8 protein-coding genes and 1 pseudogene are annotated in these 14,792 nt (G+C 60.0%); 8 read left to right on the top strand and 1 reads right to left on the bottom strand.

The window, feature by feature from the left end; translation table 11 throughout:
- Window positions 1–148: 148 nt before the first annotated feature.
- The 5 genes and pseudogenes from G3T16_RS23240 to G3T16_RS18080 all read left to right on the top strand — a co-directional run.
- Window positions 149–1,549 (top strand): annotated as a pseudogene (locus G3T16_RS23240) (hydantoinase/oxoprolinase family protein); the annotation flags it as partial.
- Between the two features lie 449 nt (window positions 1,550–1,998).
- Window positions 1,999–2,145, top strand: coding sequence for a hypothetical protein (locus G3T16_RS23235; RefSeq protein WP_408610755.1), 147 nt, complete (start codon window positions 1,999–2,001; stop codon window positions 2,143–2,145).
- A gap of 12 nt (window positions 2,146–2,157) precedes the next feature.
- Complete coding sequence (locus tag G3T16_RS18090) at window positions 2,158–3,906, top strand: hydantoinase B/oxoprolinase family protein (RefSeq protein ID WP_163496445.1); 1,749 nt, start codon at window positions 2,158–2,160, stop codon at window positions 3,904–3,906.
- Window positions 3,907–4,053: 147 nt separating this feature from the next.
- Window positions 4,054–6,726 carry a LuxR C-terminal-related transcriptional regulator gene (locus G3T16_RS18085; RefSeq protein ID WP_163496444.1) on the top strand — a complete coding sequence of 891 codons (2,673 nt, stop codon included), beginning with the start codon at window positions 4,054–4,056 and terminating at the stop codon, window positions 6,724–6,726.
- A 96-nt stretch (window positions 6,727–6,822) separates the two neighbouring features.
- A complete protein-coding gene (locus tag G3T16_RS18080; RefSeq protein ID WP_163496443.1) occupies window positions 6,823–8,922 on the top strand; it encodes a TonB-dependent receptor in 2,100 nt (699 codons plus the stop codon).
- Window positions 8,923–9,205: 283 nt separating this feature from the next.
- Here the strand turns inward: G3T16_RS18080 and G3T16_RS18075 are convergent, their stop codons facing one another.
- The gene (locus tag G3T16_RS18075) at window positions 9,206–10,219 is read right to left on the bottom strand and encodes a dipeptidase (RefSeq protein ID WP_163496442.1); all 1,014 of its coding nucleotides are present in this window, start codon (window positions 10,217–10,219) and stop codon (window positions 9,206–9,208) included.
- Between the two features lie 415 nt (window positions 10,220–10,634).
- Between G3T16_RS18075 and G3T16_RS18070 the strand changes: the two genes are divergently transcribed.
- The 3 genes from G3T16_RS18070 (at window position 10,635) to G3T16_RS18060 (ending at window position 14,781) form a co-directional block, all read left to right on the top strand.
- Complete coding sequence (locus G3T16_RS18070) at window positions 10,635–12,305, top strand: DPP IV N-terminal domain-containing protein (RefSeq protein WP_163496441.1); 1,671 nt, start codon at window positions 10,635–10,637, stop codon at window positions 12,303–12,305.
- On the top strand, window positions 12,215–12,961 hold the full coding sequence (locus G3T16_RS18065) for an alpha/beta hydrolase family protein (RefSeq protein WP_269473244.1): 747 nt from the start codon (window positions 12,215–12,217) through the stop codon (window positions 12,959–12,961). The genes G3T16_RS18070 and G3T16_RS18065 overlap by 91 nt, the downstream gene beginning before the upstream one ends.
- 113 nt (window positions 12,962–13,074) lie before the next feature.
- Window positions 13,075–14,781 (top strand): gamma-glutamyltransferase, encoded by a 1,707-nt coding sequence (locus tag G3T16_RS18060; RefSeq protein ID WP_163496439.1) that lies wholly within the window; start codon window positions 13,075–13,077, stop codon window positions 14,779–14,781.
- The last annotated feature ends 11 nt before the right edge of the window (window positions 14,782–14,792 follow it).

Here is a 14,792-nt window from a genome sequence, read left to right as displayed (position 1 = left end):
AATTCCCCGCCCTATCCCACTCAGTGGCAATTGTTCGCCTTTCTAGCCTGACTTACTGTGTAGCTGAATGCATACACGCAGTGAATCCTGGAAATAGGAGTAATGGCCGAATGAAACGAGTGGCAATAGACGTCGGGGCACATTCGTCGACCTGGTACTGATCGACGATACCACCGGCACTCTCGAGATTGAGAAGGAGCCGTCAGTTGCCAGTGAGCTGTCTGCGCGGGTTTGTGCGGGACTGGACCGCCTCCCGGTACAGGGCGCCGATATCGACCAGCTCTTCCACGGCATGACCGTCGGCATCAATGCACTGGTGCAGGAAAAGGGCGTACCGGTAGGACTACTGACCACCGCCGGTTTCCGGGATGTACTGGAACTCGGCCGGGGCGCCCGCCGGGAAGTCTACAATTTCACCTATAAGGACGCTGAGCCGCTGGTGGAACGCTACTTGCGGCGCGAGGCCACGGAGCGCCTGGCAGCCGATGGCTCGGTGGTGACACCACTGGACCTGAAAAGCGTAGACCGGGAAGTCGATGTCCTGCTCGAGGACGGCGCACAGGCCATCGCCGTGGTATTCCTGCACGCCTACGCCAATCCGGCCCACGAAGCTGCCGCCAAGGCCCGCATTGAGGAACGCCACCCCGGTTTGTCCGTCACCGCCTCCCACGAGATCACCGCGGAATGGCGCGAGTACGAGCGTACCTCCACCACCGTGCTCAACGCGTTTATACAGCCCATTGTCGAGGACTACCTCAAGGGTCTCACGGCGGAACTGGCGCACCGGGACTACGACAGTCCGGTTGCCATCATGCAGTCCAACGGCGGTGTCTGTTCGGCTGAAGTGGCAGGTAAAAAGCCCATCCGCACACTGATGTCGGGACCTGCAGGTGGCGTTATCGGGGCCTGTCGTCTCGCCCGGAAGTTGGGTCACGCCAATGTCATCTGTGCGGATGTGGGCGGCACCACCTACGACGTCGCCCTGATCGAGGAGGGCCAGATACTTGAGCGTACTGATACCGAGGTCTGCAAACGCCCCATCGTGAGCCCCCTCATCGACATCACTTCCATCGGTGCCGGGGGCGGCTCCGTAGGCTGGATAGACCACCGCGGCGGACTCTGCGTGGGCCCGCACAGCGCCGGGGCCGACCCCGGCCCGGCCTGCTTCGGGCGCGGCGGGCGGGAACCGACAATCACCGACGCCCACCTTTTGTTGGGACGCCTTGCGGCGGATGCATTCCTGGGTGGACGGATGCAACTGGACAAGGAGGCAGCCCGCGCCGCGGTTGAAGCACTGGGAGTGCGCCTCAACCTCGACACACAGCAGAGCGCAGCGGGTATCTGTACCATCGCCGAAAACAACATGGCCAACGCCATCCGCACCAAGACCATCGCCCGGGGACTCGATCCCCGGGACTTCGCCATGCTTTCCTATGGTGGCGGCGGCGGCATGTTCGCCGCGGCGGTGTGCGAGGAGCTGGAGGTGGGCACGCTCCTGATCCCGCCAGCCCCGGCCAACTTCTCGGCCTGGGGCATCCTGTCCTCGGACTACGTCGAGGATGCCATGCGCACGCGAGTACAGCCCTTCGATCACGAGGCGGTTATGGATATCACCTCGACGCTGCAGACACTGCATACCCAGGCCCGGGCCGCGGTAGCGGACTACGGTTTCGCGGCGCACGATATCGAGGACATCATCAAGCTGGACCTGCGCTATACCGGACAGGAGTACACCATCACCGTGGCCTGTGACAGCGCCTGGTTGCAGGATCCCGACCAGCTTCTCAAGGGCGCCCGGGGCTCCTTCGTAGAAACCCACCGCCAGTTGTACAACCATGGCGCGGCGGATGCTCCGATGGAGGTAGTCACCATGCGCTGTCGGGCAACCGGACGAGTGACACCGCCGCCGCTGCCAAAGGTGGCACGCTCGACGGGTGAACCGCAGGCGGTGGACTCACGCCCCATTTACTTTACGGGCAGCGGTTTTACCGAGACCCCCTGTTTGCCCGCGATGGGCTGGGACAGGGTGACACCCTCACGGGTCCCGCCGTCGTGGACGAGTGGACCACGACGACTATTGTGCCCCCGGGCTGGACGCTCACCGTTCACGCCAGTGGCACATTGATAATGACCCGCGCGGTTTAAAGGAGACATCGCATGAACGCTATACCCGGGCAGAATCTGGATATCGTCACCGCCGAAATCATACGCAACCGGCTCATCGCCGGCACCAATGACATGGCCACCACTCTCGTCAGGACGGCCTTCAATCCGTTGCTGTACGAGGTGCAGGACTATGGCGTGGCCATCGTTTCCCCCGAGGGTCTGTTGTGGGCCGAATGCCCCGCGTGCACCATTTTCAGTCGCACCATTCCGAGCGTTATCAGGGCGGCGGTGGAACACCGGGGGATTTCAGGCTTCGAGCCGGGAGACATCCTGATTGCCAACGACCCCTACCTCACCGGCACCCATATTTCTGATACCACGGTGTACATGCCTGTTTTTCATGGCGATGCTCTGGTTGCATTCACCGCCGTCACCGCCCATTGGGCGGATATCGGCGGAAAAGAACCCGGGGGGTGGTGCCCGGACAGCGTTGACGTCTACCAGGAAGGATTGTGTTTCACCAACCAGCGGCTGATACACGCTGGCGAACGCAACGAAGACCTTTGGGAGATGATCCGCAATAACGTGCGGGTACCGGAGATGGTGACAGGTGACCTGCAGGCGCAGATTGCCGCCTGCCGCCAGGGAGCGGAGCGTATCGGCGCGGTCTGCGCCCGCTATGGAGTCGGCAATCTCCAGGCCGCGATGACCCGTGCCATCGAGGCCACCGCCGCCGCCATGGAGCGGGAACTGCGCCGCGTAGACCAGGGCGCTTGGGGCGCGTCCATTGCCTTGGACTCCGACGGGGTCAACGATGAGGGTGAGTTCATTATCGCGCTGGAAGTGACCATACGACAGGGGCGCATCCATGTGTCCTTCGACGGCACAAGTACCGCCGCCAGGGGCCCGATCAACATTCCCGAAGTCGGCACACGGGGCGCGGTCGCAACTGTGATCAAGGGGCTGTTGATGCCCGACGACGCCACCAATGAGGGGCACGCGGCGCAAATCGATTTCACCATCTCCCCCGGATTGCTGGTCAGTCCCACGCGGCCCCAGCCGGTGGACTCCTACGGTTACGCCATCGAGTGCATTACTGAGTGCATGTTCCAGGCCCTGGGCCCGGTATTCCCCGAGCGTGTGCCCGCGGGAGGCTTTCAGCTATTTGGTTTCTCCCTGTCGCGTGCAGACGCGAGAGACGGCAAACCCTTCGTCATGATGGATCCAATGGACGGGGGCAATGGCGCCTACCCGGATTGCGACGGCCCGACCATGATGTTTGTGGGCAACGGCGACGTGCCCAACAACCCGGTGGAGATCACCGAGACCCGCTATCCCCTGCGCATCGAACGCCTGGAACTGTGCGCTGACGTCATGGGCGCCGGCCGCTTCAACGGCGGCAAGGGCCTTATCAAGGACTACCGCGTACTGGAGCGCGGACTCTCGTTGATGTTCGCCTCCGAAAATGTCAAGGACCCAACCGCCAAGGGGCTTGAAGGCGGCCTGAACGGCAAGCCCAACTCGGTGACGGTGGATTACGGCGGCAGCAACGAGAAAACCTTTTACCGACGCCAGAACGGCATCGGCCCCCTTGCCGCCGGCACCATTCATCGCGCGATCTCGGGCGGCGGCGGCGGACGCGGGCGACCCGAGACGCGCGACCCTGACCAGGTGTTGAGGGATGTCCGCAACGGCTTCATCGATGTGCGCACAGCACGGGATGTCTACAGGGTGGCAATTGCCGACGGCAGGCCGCCCGCGGTTGATATCGAGCAGACCCGGGCACTGCGTGCCGATTGATCTGGGCCGCGCTGCATGAGCAAGGGCGCGCTTTCGCGCGCCCCTTTGCCTGGTTTGTACAAATCTTTCGCTGCAGGCTGCGCGATTTGTCAGCCTCAGGTCGGAGCCATATACTCCAGTCTGTCTCGAAACGGACCGGAGAGCTGTATGGCAGCGTCGGCGGGCGACTGGCTCGAACGATTGAAGTACTCACCACCGCCTCTGGGTAGGGGCATTATTCAACGCACGCCTTTGCAAACCCTGGTCGGCAAGGGCATTGCCGAGAATGCCGTAACCCTTGTTCATGCGCCGGCGGGCTTCGGCAAGACCACGCTGCTGGCACAGTTGTCAGTTGACCTCGTTGAGGCGGGCAGCCGCGTTGCCTGGCTGACCTGCGGGGAGGAGGATCGTCAACCGGAGACCTTCGCCTCGAATCTGGCGGCCAGTCTCAGCGCCGCAGGTATCGGCAGTGGCGGTTCCGATCAGAGCATTGGCTCCATCGTTCGCACCCTGGAGCAGGCCGGCACGCCGGAAAAACCGGCGGTGCTGATAATCGACGAAGCAGAAACTATCGACGAGGGCCCAGTGGTACCGCTGCTTGAGCGCCTGGGCTTGATAATCGCCGGCAGCGCCCGCCTGCTGGTGGGTGCCCGGCACCGCCCGGCATTCGTTTCTGTCCAGCTGCGACTCGCCGGGCGACTCACAGTCATCGGGCCAGTGGAAATGCGCTTCCTTGAGGAAGATGCCATCAAACTGATCGGCGATACGCTGCCTGCGGGGCAGCGCGACGCGTTACTGACGCGGGCGGAGGGCTGGCCGATGGTACTACAGCTTGCATGCCAGCTCCTGAATCGTGACTCGGACGTACAGGAGGAAATTGTCACTCTGTTGAGCGCCCCGGATTCCGACATCTTCACCTACATGGCAGAGCAAATCTTCGACCGGCTGCCGGAACAGGTCCGGGGACTGCTGAAAACAATCGCCATCTTCGACAAGGTGGATCCACATACGGTGGCCAGCGTCACCGCAATGCCGGATGCCTATGCCCTGTTACAGGGCCTGCGCTACCTGCAGCCAATCATGGTATTCGACAATAGCGCCACAGGTGGCGCACGCATCCACCCGCTGTTCCGGGAATTCCTGCTGGAGCGGCTGCGCCGGGAGGGAAAGGGCCGGGAACAGGAACTGCGCTTGCAGGCTGCGGCTTTGCTCGCGCAGCAGGGCAATGCGCTGGCGGCAGTGCAACAGGCGGTGGCGGCGGGCAGCCCCGAAACCGCCTGCCGTATTATCGAGGACGGCGGTGGATTGTTACTCAATGTCGGCGAAGGGGCTGGCAGGGTGAGAACCATGTTGCAGGATATTCCGGACCAGGTACTCGCGCGGCACCCCCGGCTCGTACTGACCCACATCGTCGAGATGCTCCTGAACGATCAGGCCATTGTCGCCATGCCCTCTCTCGCTGCACTACGAGAGAAACTCGACACTGCCGACCCGGTCACTGCGGAAGATATCGCCTGGGCGGATGCCACTATCGCCCTGCTGGAACACCCCGCCGCGGACTCCCCGGAGCTGTCCGAATGCACGGCAGGGCAATTGGCCAGGGCGCGCCGGCTGGCGGCAACGGAGCCCCGTGCGCTAGCCATGGCGCTACCGCTGTCCCTCATCACCGCTCAACGAATGGCGCCGGTAGCTGAAGCGGAAAAACTCCAGGCGGAGACCCTGGCTTGGTACGCCGACGCCGGCCTGCACCGGCAGAGGCCCTGGGGGCTCTTACACCAGGCCATGATCGACACTGCGGCCGGCAACTACGACGCGGCGATGGACATTCTTACCATGATTTTGCCGGACTCCCTGCAGGGGCTGTCAGAGGTGCAGGCGATGCTAACCCAGACCGTCAACGCCCTGGTCGCCTGGATCGCTTATGAAACGGGCGATACAGCGCTTTCCCAGCAGCGGATAAACCGGCTGCCCTCACCGCGGGCGGGCACCATGTATGAAATTCTCTATGCCCGCATGATCGTTGCGGCCCGCTGCGCTGCGGCCGAGGGAGGGAAGGAGAAAGCCCTGTCCATGCTGGAAGCATGCGGACACCCAGCGCAAGAACTGGGTTTTCCCAATATCGCCCAACATGCGGCCGCCGCGCGCGTCATTCTACTGTCGACCCTGGGACGCGCCGGGGAAGCGCAGGAGCTGGCCACCACCGCCCTGCCCCAGGCGGAGCATGTAATGACCGCGGCAGACGCAGTCCGGCCCTGGCAAGTACGTCTGGACACAGGGCTTGCATGGATCGGTGTCCAGCTGGAACAGGGTGCTATCCGGGACGCAGGCACACTTGCGCAGCGGATTCTCGAAACCAGCTTACACCAAGGCCGGCAGGTGTCCACGACTGCCGCCCACCTGGCAAACGCCCGCGTCTATCATACCCTGCAACGACAGGCTGAAGCATTGCAACATACGCGCGACGCCCTGCTGATCACGGGGCACACCGGCGCCTCCCAGGTATTCATGGACCAGGGACCAGTGATACCCCTGCTGCTGCGGGAGCTGAGCTCCGGCACTGTGGGGAGCGACGCTGGACCGCTAGCCGCGGCACAGCGTCTCCTCGACGTCTGGGAGCGAGCCTTCCAGCGCCAGGAGGGTGCCGCTGTGCTGTTTACTCAGCGCGAGTTGGATATTCTCGCCGAAATGTCCCTGGGCCGCGCTACCAAAGTCGCGGCCCGCACCCTCGATATTTCCCCGGAGACTGTCAAGCACCACCTGAAAAGCATTTTCCGCAAACTCGAGGTACATGATCGTCACGAAGCCGTGCGCGAGGCTCGCCGGCGCGCCCTGATTCCCTGACATCCCCCTTTTCACCCAACACCCTCACCCTTTGACAGCATTGCCCGCGGCGGGGAATTGGGGAACGATGGCTGAAAATATAGGAGGGAGTGCACGATGAAAACCGGTTTACCTTACTCAATGGCGACACTGACGGTGCTAAGCATGGGGGCCCCGGCAACGCTGGCCCAGCCAGAGAGTGGCCTGCAGCTGGAGGAGGTGATGGTCACTGCCCAGCGCCGCGAACAGTCGCTGCAGGATGTGCCCATCCAGGTGGCCGCGTTTTCGGACCAGGCCATCCAGGACGCGGGCATATCCACCACCGAGGACTTCATCAATCTGGTACCCAACGTCGGTCTGGACGACAGCTTCACCTACCTCAACACGCTGGTCACCGTCCGCGGTGTGGCCCAAATCAATAACGCCGACTCGCCAGTGGCCATTATCATCGACGGCGTGCCCCAGAACAATCAGAAACAGTTCAAGATGAACCTGTTCGACGTCGAGCGTATCGAGGTGCTCAAAGGCCCACAGGGCGCCCTGTATGGGCGGAACGCCATCGGCGGCGCCATCAACATCATCACTCGCGCGCCCGGGGAGGAAGTGAACGGTTTTGCCCAGGTGCGCTACGGCGAAGGATCGCTGGTGGAAGTGACGGGAGGTTTTACCGCGCCGATCAGCGACAAGGTGGGTCTGCGTCTCGCCGGCTTGTACAAAGAGGACGATGGGCGCCTGGATAACGATTTTCTGGGCGAGAAAGTGGACTACGTCGATAAAGACTACAACGTCCGGGCCCGCCTCACCGTCGAACCCAGCGACTGGCTGTACGCTGACTTCCGCATAGCGTACAACGAGTTCGAGGCGGGTGGCATCTACGACAGTATCGTGGACAGTGGCGACGCCAACGATTATCAGCCCAACCGGGCGAATCTGATGGGGGTCACCTTTGGCGACGTTCTGGACGCGTCAATGAAGCTGGACTTCCAGACCGGATTGGGCACGATCACCGCCATCACCGGTTACTCAGATCTTGGCGAGAACTATCGCGGAGACTTTGACTTCGGCAATCCCGTGACCGACCCCGGCGGATTTTTCGGACTCGGCTTCCAGGCCGGACAGGGGCAGGATCTATCGGTGGAGATCCTGTCACAGGAGCTGCGCTTGACATCCCCCGATGAAAACCGCCTGCGCTATATCCTGGGTGTCTACGGCATCCAGAAAGAGCGGACGCTCCTGACCCGGGCATTCATCGACCTGAATGGCACGCTCGACCAGATTGACACTACCGCGCTGCGCCTGATCACACTGAGCGAAGACAACGACAACTTCGCCTACGCTGTCTTCGGCGAGGTGAGCTACGATATCAACCAGCAACTGACACTGTCCGGCGCGCTGCGCTACGACAGGGACGAGCGTGAACAGACCGACGTCAGCACCGGTGCGGAACGCGAGGAGGACTTCGATGCCTGGCAACCCAAGGTCACCCTCAACTGGCAGCTCGCGCCCGCAAAGCTGGCCTACGCTACCTACTCCACCGGCTTTCGCTCCGGCGGCTTCAACGCGCCGACAGTGGGGATGCCCGTGTTCAAGGACGAGTACCTGGACAACTACGAGATCGGTTTCAAGACAGCCTGGCTGAACAACCGTCTGATCGTCAACGGCGCCGCGTTCTACACCGATGTGGACGATTTTCAATTCTTCTTCGTCGAGGGCGCCACGGCATCCCAGATTATCAGCAACATCGACGAGGTCGATATCTTCGGTGTCGAGCTGGAAATGCAGGCCGTTTTGACCGAGGGACTGCAGGTATTCGCGGGTCTGGGCACTGCCGACAGCGAAATCAAGCAGATCTCTGTGTTTCCCGGCAATGAGGGCAATCATACGCCAAAGACCACGGAATGGACTTTCAACGCCGGCTTCCAGTACCGCACGCCCCTGGGCAACGGCCTGACCGGCATGGCGCGGATGGACTACGAGCATCGCGGCGACAAGCACTGGCAGGTGGATAACCTCGACGTCCAGGATCCGCTGGATCTGATCAGTGCCCGCGTTGGTATCGAAAGCTCGGGATGGTCCGTCACCCTGTGGGGCAGGAATATCACCGACGAGGAATACTACGCGGATTACAATTCGATGGAATTCTCTGGACTGCCCTACGACATCGGCTGGCGGGCCCAGCCGCGCGCGGTGGGCATCGAGGGCAGAGTGAATTTTTGACTGCGCGCACAAGCCCGTGGATACGCGGTTGCTTCTCTTCTAGCGGTGAAAAACTACTGCAGTGGCCGTCTATGGCAGCGCCCAGGATGCCTGGGAGAAGCGTCTTGCCCGCCCCTGGAGACCTATACGGGGCACGATTTGGCGAGAATCAATATTACCCAGTGGTTAAGTCCGACAAATCCACATTCTATATGAGAATGTGATTCACAAAGTTGAAAACTCAACCTTTGATCAGCCTCTGAACAAATTAGGTAATGCGGATTTCGACTCAGCAAGTGTGCCACTATGCCACGTTCGAGAACGCCGAACGTGGCTTCCACACCTGCTTCGCGACCCGCAGCAGATTCTCACCGAGGATCTTCCTGATATCGGTCTCGGTATAACCCGCCTTGATCTGAAGCTCGACCAGCTGTTCGATCTGCGCGGGCGAAACACATTTCAGGCCATCGCCGACTTCATAGCCGAGTCCGCCCGGAAAGGTGCCCTTCATCTTCTTGAGATAATCGTCAAGCTCAGCGAGATCGAAGACATAGTCGAGACCGACGCCGACGTGGTCGGCGCCGATCAGCTGAACGACATAATCCATGTGACGGAAATAGGTTTCGGTGCTGTTGTCATTGTCGCCAAGGAAGATGCCAATACCATTGAGACAAATGACACCGCCTGTCTTTGCGACGCCCAGAAGCAGATCGTCGGGTACATTGCGGGGATGATCATACACCGCACGTGGATTGGAATGAGAAAAGATCACCGGATTCTTGTTATGCTCCAACACGTCACGAACAGTACGGTAGCCAGTGTGGGTACAACAGGCGACCATGCCGACCCGTGCCATTTCATCGAGTACCTCGCGACCGAAAGGAGTGAGTCCCTGATCTTCATCCTGACAGCCTCCACCGACCCGGTTGTTGCGGTTGTAGGCCATCAGCATCCAGCGAACACCAAGATCATAATACATCGAGATCAGGCTGATCTGATCGGCGATGCCGTTGGCGCCCTCGATATCGAAGCCAATCGCCAGACGGCCGCTGTCCCGGGCCCGTTCGATATCGTCGGCAGTCTCAATCAACAGGTAGTGATCGCTCCGCGCTGCGATCCAGCGGCGGAAATGGGCGATCATCCGGACATGTTCCTCTACTCCCTGCTCGCCGAAACCGATATTGATCATCACAACATTGACGTCACTTGAGCGGTATAGCTCGAGCTGCGGCAAGAATGTCTCGTCGAATGGGCGGAGCGGAAGACATCCGTGATTGTCCCAAACCAGGCTAGATTGAAGAAGCGCTTTGGCTTGCATGGCAAATAAACTCCAATTGGCGAGCCCGAGGAGAAGTCGGGCCATACATGACTACACCCTAATATTTACCGGGATGATTGTCTATCTTGCCGGCTCACCGGAGCCCTGTTTTTGTAGATGATCTCGCGGCCGGGGCGTGCGTTTTTTGAACTCCGCCAAATTCCTTTCGAGCACGTATGGAAATCCCGGTTTATTCTTGTGAGTCCACGTCGAAAATCCTACCCTCGGGGATATAGATCGAATGGCTCCCGGAACTTCCACTCGTGCACCCGGTTCACTTCATCGGCCCTGGCTCAATCCACTCCAGCCGGAGAGCCGGGAAATGACCAATCAAGATACGAAAAAACAAGGCCGGACCGGATGGCTATATATGGAATTTCCGTATTTCGTGAACTACATGTAAGGCCGGAACAATATGTCGTCCCAACCTGGAAACCGCACGGATATTGTCGCCCGTTATGAAGCGGCCGAAGCAATGCTCGACGGAAAAGTCACGCCGCTGGTACTCAACGAAAGCGTCAGCCCACACTGGTGGGCCGATCATGATTTCTGGTATGAGCGCCAGCGGTCGGATGGTGTTGAGTATGCCCTGGTGGTGGATGGTATCGCGCGTTCCGCGTTCGATCATGCCGCCGCCGCTGACGCGTTGAGTCTTGCCACCGGCGGGAAGGTCGGCCAGTGGGAGCTCGCAGTCGAGGACATCACGTCCGATGAAGAGGCTATTTTGGTCGCGGAGAATCATCGTTGGCGGTTCTCGAAAGGGTCGGTCGCTGACCTTGGCCCGGTTGAGGTGTCGCAGCCGCATATCCTGATTTCACCGGACAAGAGCCAAGGCCTGATGGTGCACGATCACGACCTCTACGTTTGCACCCTGGACAGTGGAGAGGAACGCCGGTTAACAGACGATGGTGAAGCTGATTTCGCGTGGGGGAAATACCCTGACTCTGGGCTTCTCGCCGTTGTGCGGCAGCGTAACGGCCTGCACTTCCCGCCTTTCGGTTGGTCATGGTCACCAGACGGCGCTTTTATCATCGGTGGTCGCGTCGACGAACGCCACATCGAGCCCTATCCCTTCCTGGAGTCGGTTCCGCGGGACGGCGGCTTTCGGCCAAAGACCTACCCTATCCGGCAGCCTCTTGTCGGCGAAGAAAATGCGATCTTCACCGCCTGCGCTATCGAGATTGCTACTGGCCGGAAAATCCCCATTGACCTGCCTGTCGAGCTGCAATCGGTACTCACAGCCATCGATCCGATCACATGGTCGATCGATGGCCGTCGCGTCTTCTTCGTTGCGGCGCTCAACGAAAGTAATGAGGCACGACTGATGGCTGCCGATGTTACCGCAGGCACTGTCCGCACACTCATTAGCGAGCGGATCGATGGCTTCATCAACCTCGGGAGCGAGATGTACGCACAGCCCAATGTCCGGATTCTCGGTGGCGGTACGGAGGCGATTTGGTATTCGGAGCGCACAGGTTTTGGTCACCTTTACCGGTATGAGCTTGCCACCGGCACGCTCCTGAATCCGCTTACCTCGGGGGAATGGGTAGTTCGCGACATTCTCAAGGTAGATGAGGAAAAGGGCCGTATATTCTTCACTGCTGCCGGTCGCGAAGGGGGCGATCCGTACCTTCGACGCGTATATCGGGTCGACTTGGATGGAGCCGACTTGACCCTACTGACCCCGGAGGTGGCAGATCATACGCTGGATGGTGCGCCAGCCACGATGATTACACGGTTATTCGGTACGCCGTTTGCACCCTCCATGATATCGCCAGACGGATCGGTGCTTATTGACACCTATTCCACAGTGTCCTCGCCCAGCGTTTCGGTTTTGCGTTCAACTGAGGAGGGGTCGATAGTTCGGGTGCTAGAGACTGCAGATGCAAGCACACTCCTCGCGACCGGTTGGCGTCCTCCGGAACCGTTCGTCGCGAAGGCGGCCGATGGAAAAACGGACCTCCACGGTGTTATTTATCGGCCACATCATAAATCATGCAGGCCTGCGCCGGTAATCGATGGCATCTACGGGGGCCCGCAAATGACGGTGACCCCCGAAACTTTTCAGCAGCACGGCGTGCGCTAGGCGGCTATGGGCGCTCTGCACTCGCTGCGCTCGGCTTTGCGGTGGTGGTTGTTGACGGACGCGGTACACCGCTACGTTCAAAAGCCTTTTCTGATGCCGGTTACCTTGCGTTCGCAGACACCTGTCTTGATGATCATGTGGCGGTGCTGCGCCAGCTTTGTGGGCGGGACCCGGCACTCGATGGGGAGCGCATCGGCATCTATGGGCATAGTTTCGGCGGATACACTTCGGCGCGCGCAATTTTGCGCCACCCGGATGTCTATAAAGTGGCCTTCTCTACCGCGGGTATTCATAATCTTCATGCCATTTACAATGGCATTGCCAGCATAACGGAACCACCTGATTATGGCGGCGGCCTAAACTACCGACCGGACCATGCTGCTATCCCACATAATTACCGCGAGCTTGATACTGCACTTCTAGCCGGAAATCTGCGCGGCAAACTCATGCTGGTATATAGTGACTTGGATGAGAATGCCTTTCCTGCGATGACGCTCCAACTCTGTGACGCGCTAAACCGGGCCAATCGCAGTTACGACCTGCTTTATCTCCCAAACCGTACGCATTACTTCACCGCGGAACCTTACCTTGTGCGCAGGATGTGGGATTATTTCGTTGAGCATCTGATGAGCGAAACGCCCCCCTTAACTACATGATAGAGGGCTCCATTGGCATTGGCGGCTTTAGTTAATCAAGACTTTCCGGACAAATACCAACAACTGTTTTCAACAAATTACCGATTTATCGCCTCGCCGGCCAGGAGACTCTGATGACTGAGAAGACCCGCTATATCATTAATCCCGGGCCCAAGACTCCGGTTCACGGGATGAGGGCGGCGGTCACCACCGACAATGCAATCGTCACTGAAACAATGATGAATACTTTATACGCAGGCGGGAATGCAGCTGACGCGGTTGTCTCAGGCGCCATGGTGCAAGCCGCCGTCGAACCATTCATGACCAACCACGCCGGCCTGGTCACCATGCTCTACTATGAGGCTAAGACAGGCACGATCCATCAACTCGACAGCATCGGCGCTCATGCATCCGGCCTACCCCCATTCAAGCCTGTTCCCCCCGGTATGGGTGGTTATTCGGCGCTGCCGCCCTCTGCGATCATCCCCGGCTTCATGCCGGGGATGAAGGCCATCCATGAAAAATTCGGTACCAGACCGTGGGGGGAGTTGTGCGAGGACGCCGTGTACTGGGCCGAGACGGGTCATCCCGTCTCCACGTTCGAACATGGCATGAACGTGTTTGGCGAGAAGTTCATCACCTATTTTCCCGGGGGACGCGATTTCTACCAGCCCAACGGCTATTTCCCGAATGTGGGTGATATCTTCACGCCATCCGGCATGGCCGAGACCCTGCGCGGTGTCCGCGACCATGGGCCCGATTATATGATCATCGGGCCATGGGCCGAGGCCTTCGTCGCCAGGGGCAACGACCTCGGCTGGAAGGTGCGGATGGATCACATGATCGAAACCCCGCCGCGATGGGTCGACCCCCTCCGCTTCCAGTATAATGAGTATGAGTTGGTTTTCCTGGGTCCGCCCCAAGCGCAGGGTTTCTTCACTGGCGTTGCGCTCGGTATTCTCAAGCATCTCGGCATACGCGACATGGAGCCGGGCTCGGCCGAGCATATTTGGGCGATGGGTCACGCTCTGCGGCAAGGTGCGCGACACTGGGAATATGCGCATGATGAACAGTTCTTCGACGTCCCGCGCGATGCGGTGCTCGACGACAGCTATCATGCACATCTCGCAAAACTCATCCGTGGTTCGCGGCCCAAGGTCGACCTCAGCGATCATATCCGTCTCTCGGGTGACAGCGCAGCGAGCAGCGGTGATTATCTGTCACAGTTCGCCGGATCGGCCGGCAGGCCACGGCTCGCAAAGCATGATGAGATGCCGCCTACCGGCAGTTGCGAAATTGCGGTGGTCGATGCCGAAGGTAACTGGTGCCAGTTCATGGACACTCTCCAGGGCTCCGGCATTCCTGGCCAAGTGGTGGCCGGCATCCCGATGGTTGGCAGCCATGCGACCTTTGGCCATCTTCAAAGCTCAATGGATGCCATCCTCATCAAGGGCGCGAAACAGCGCTCCGTTATTGGCAACACGCTGGTTCTAAAGGATGGGCAGCCGGTCTTTTCGGCAGGATCACCCGGAAATATTCACTGCACCCTTCCTCAGGTGCTTTCTTATTTGCTCGACTTCAAGCTCGATCCCTATGCTGCGGTCGACGCGCCGCGGATGCTCCCGATGTCCGAGTCCCGCACAATGGTCATCGAGGATCGGCTGGCATCTGGTGTGGTAGAGGACTTGAACAAGCTCGGTGTCCGTGTCGGCGCGCTGCCGGCTTATGATTATCATATGGGCAGCTTCTCGGTAATCGCCCGCGACGAAGCCAGCGGTGCGCTAACCGCGGTCGCCGACCCGCGCCGCTGTGCTGTTGCCGACGGGATCCTTGCATCATAAGGAAGATTTGC

Source organism: Kineobactrum salinum (assembly GCF_010669285.1).
Taxonomy (GTDB): domain Bacteria; phylum Pseudomonadota; class Gammaproteobacteria; order Pseudomonadales; family Halieaceae; genus Kineobactrum; species Kineobactrum salinum.
This window is presented reverse-complemented; position numbering and strand designations above follow the sequence as displayed.

Coding starts and splice junctions, on each gene's coding strand:
- G3T16_RS18075 (WP_163496442.1), bottom strand. CDS start 10,219: ATGCAAGCCAAAGCGCTTCTTCAATCTAGCCTGGTTTGGGACAATCAC.
- G3T16_RS18085 (WP_163496444.1), top strand. CDS start 4,054: ATGGCAGCGTCGGCGGGCGACTGGCTCGAACGATTGAAGTACTCACCA.
- G3T16_RS18090 (WP_163496445.1), top strand. CDS start 2,158: ATGAACGCTATACCCGGGCAGAATCTGGATATCGTCACCGCCGAAATC.
- G3T16_RS18080 (WP_163496443.1), top strand. CDS start 6,823: ATGAAAACCGGTTTACCTTACTCAATGGCGACACTGACGGTGCTAAGC.
- G3T16_RS18060 (WP_163496439.1), top strand. CDS start 13,075: ATGACTGAGAAGACCCGCTATATCATTAATCCCGGGCCCAAGACTCCG.
- G3T16_RS18065 (WP_269473244.1), top strand. CDS start 12,215: ATGCAGGCCTGCGCCGGTAATCGATGGCATCTACGGGGGCCCGCAAAT.
- G3T16_RS18070 (WP_163496441.1), top strand. CDS start 10,635: ATGTCGTCCCAACCTGGAAACCGCACGGATATTGTCGCCCGTTATGAA.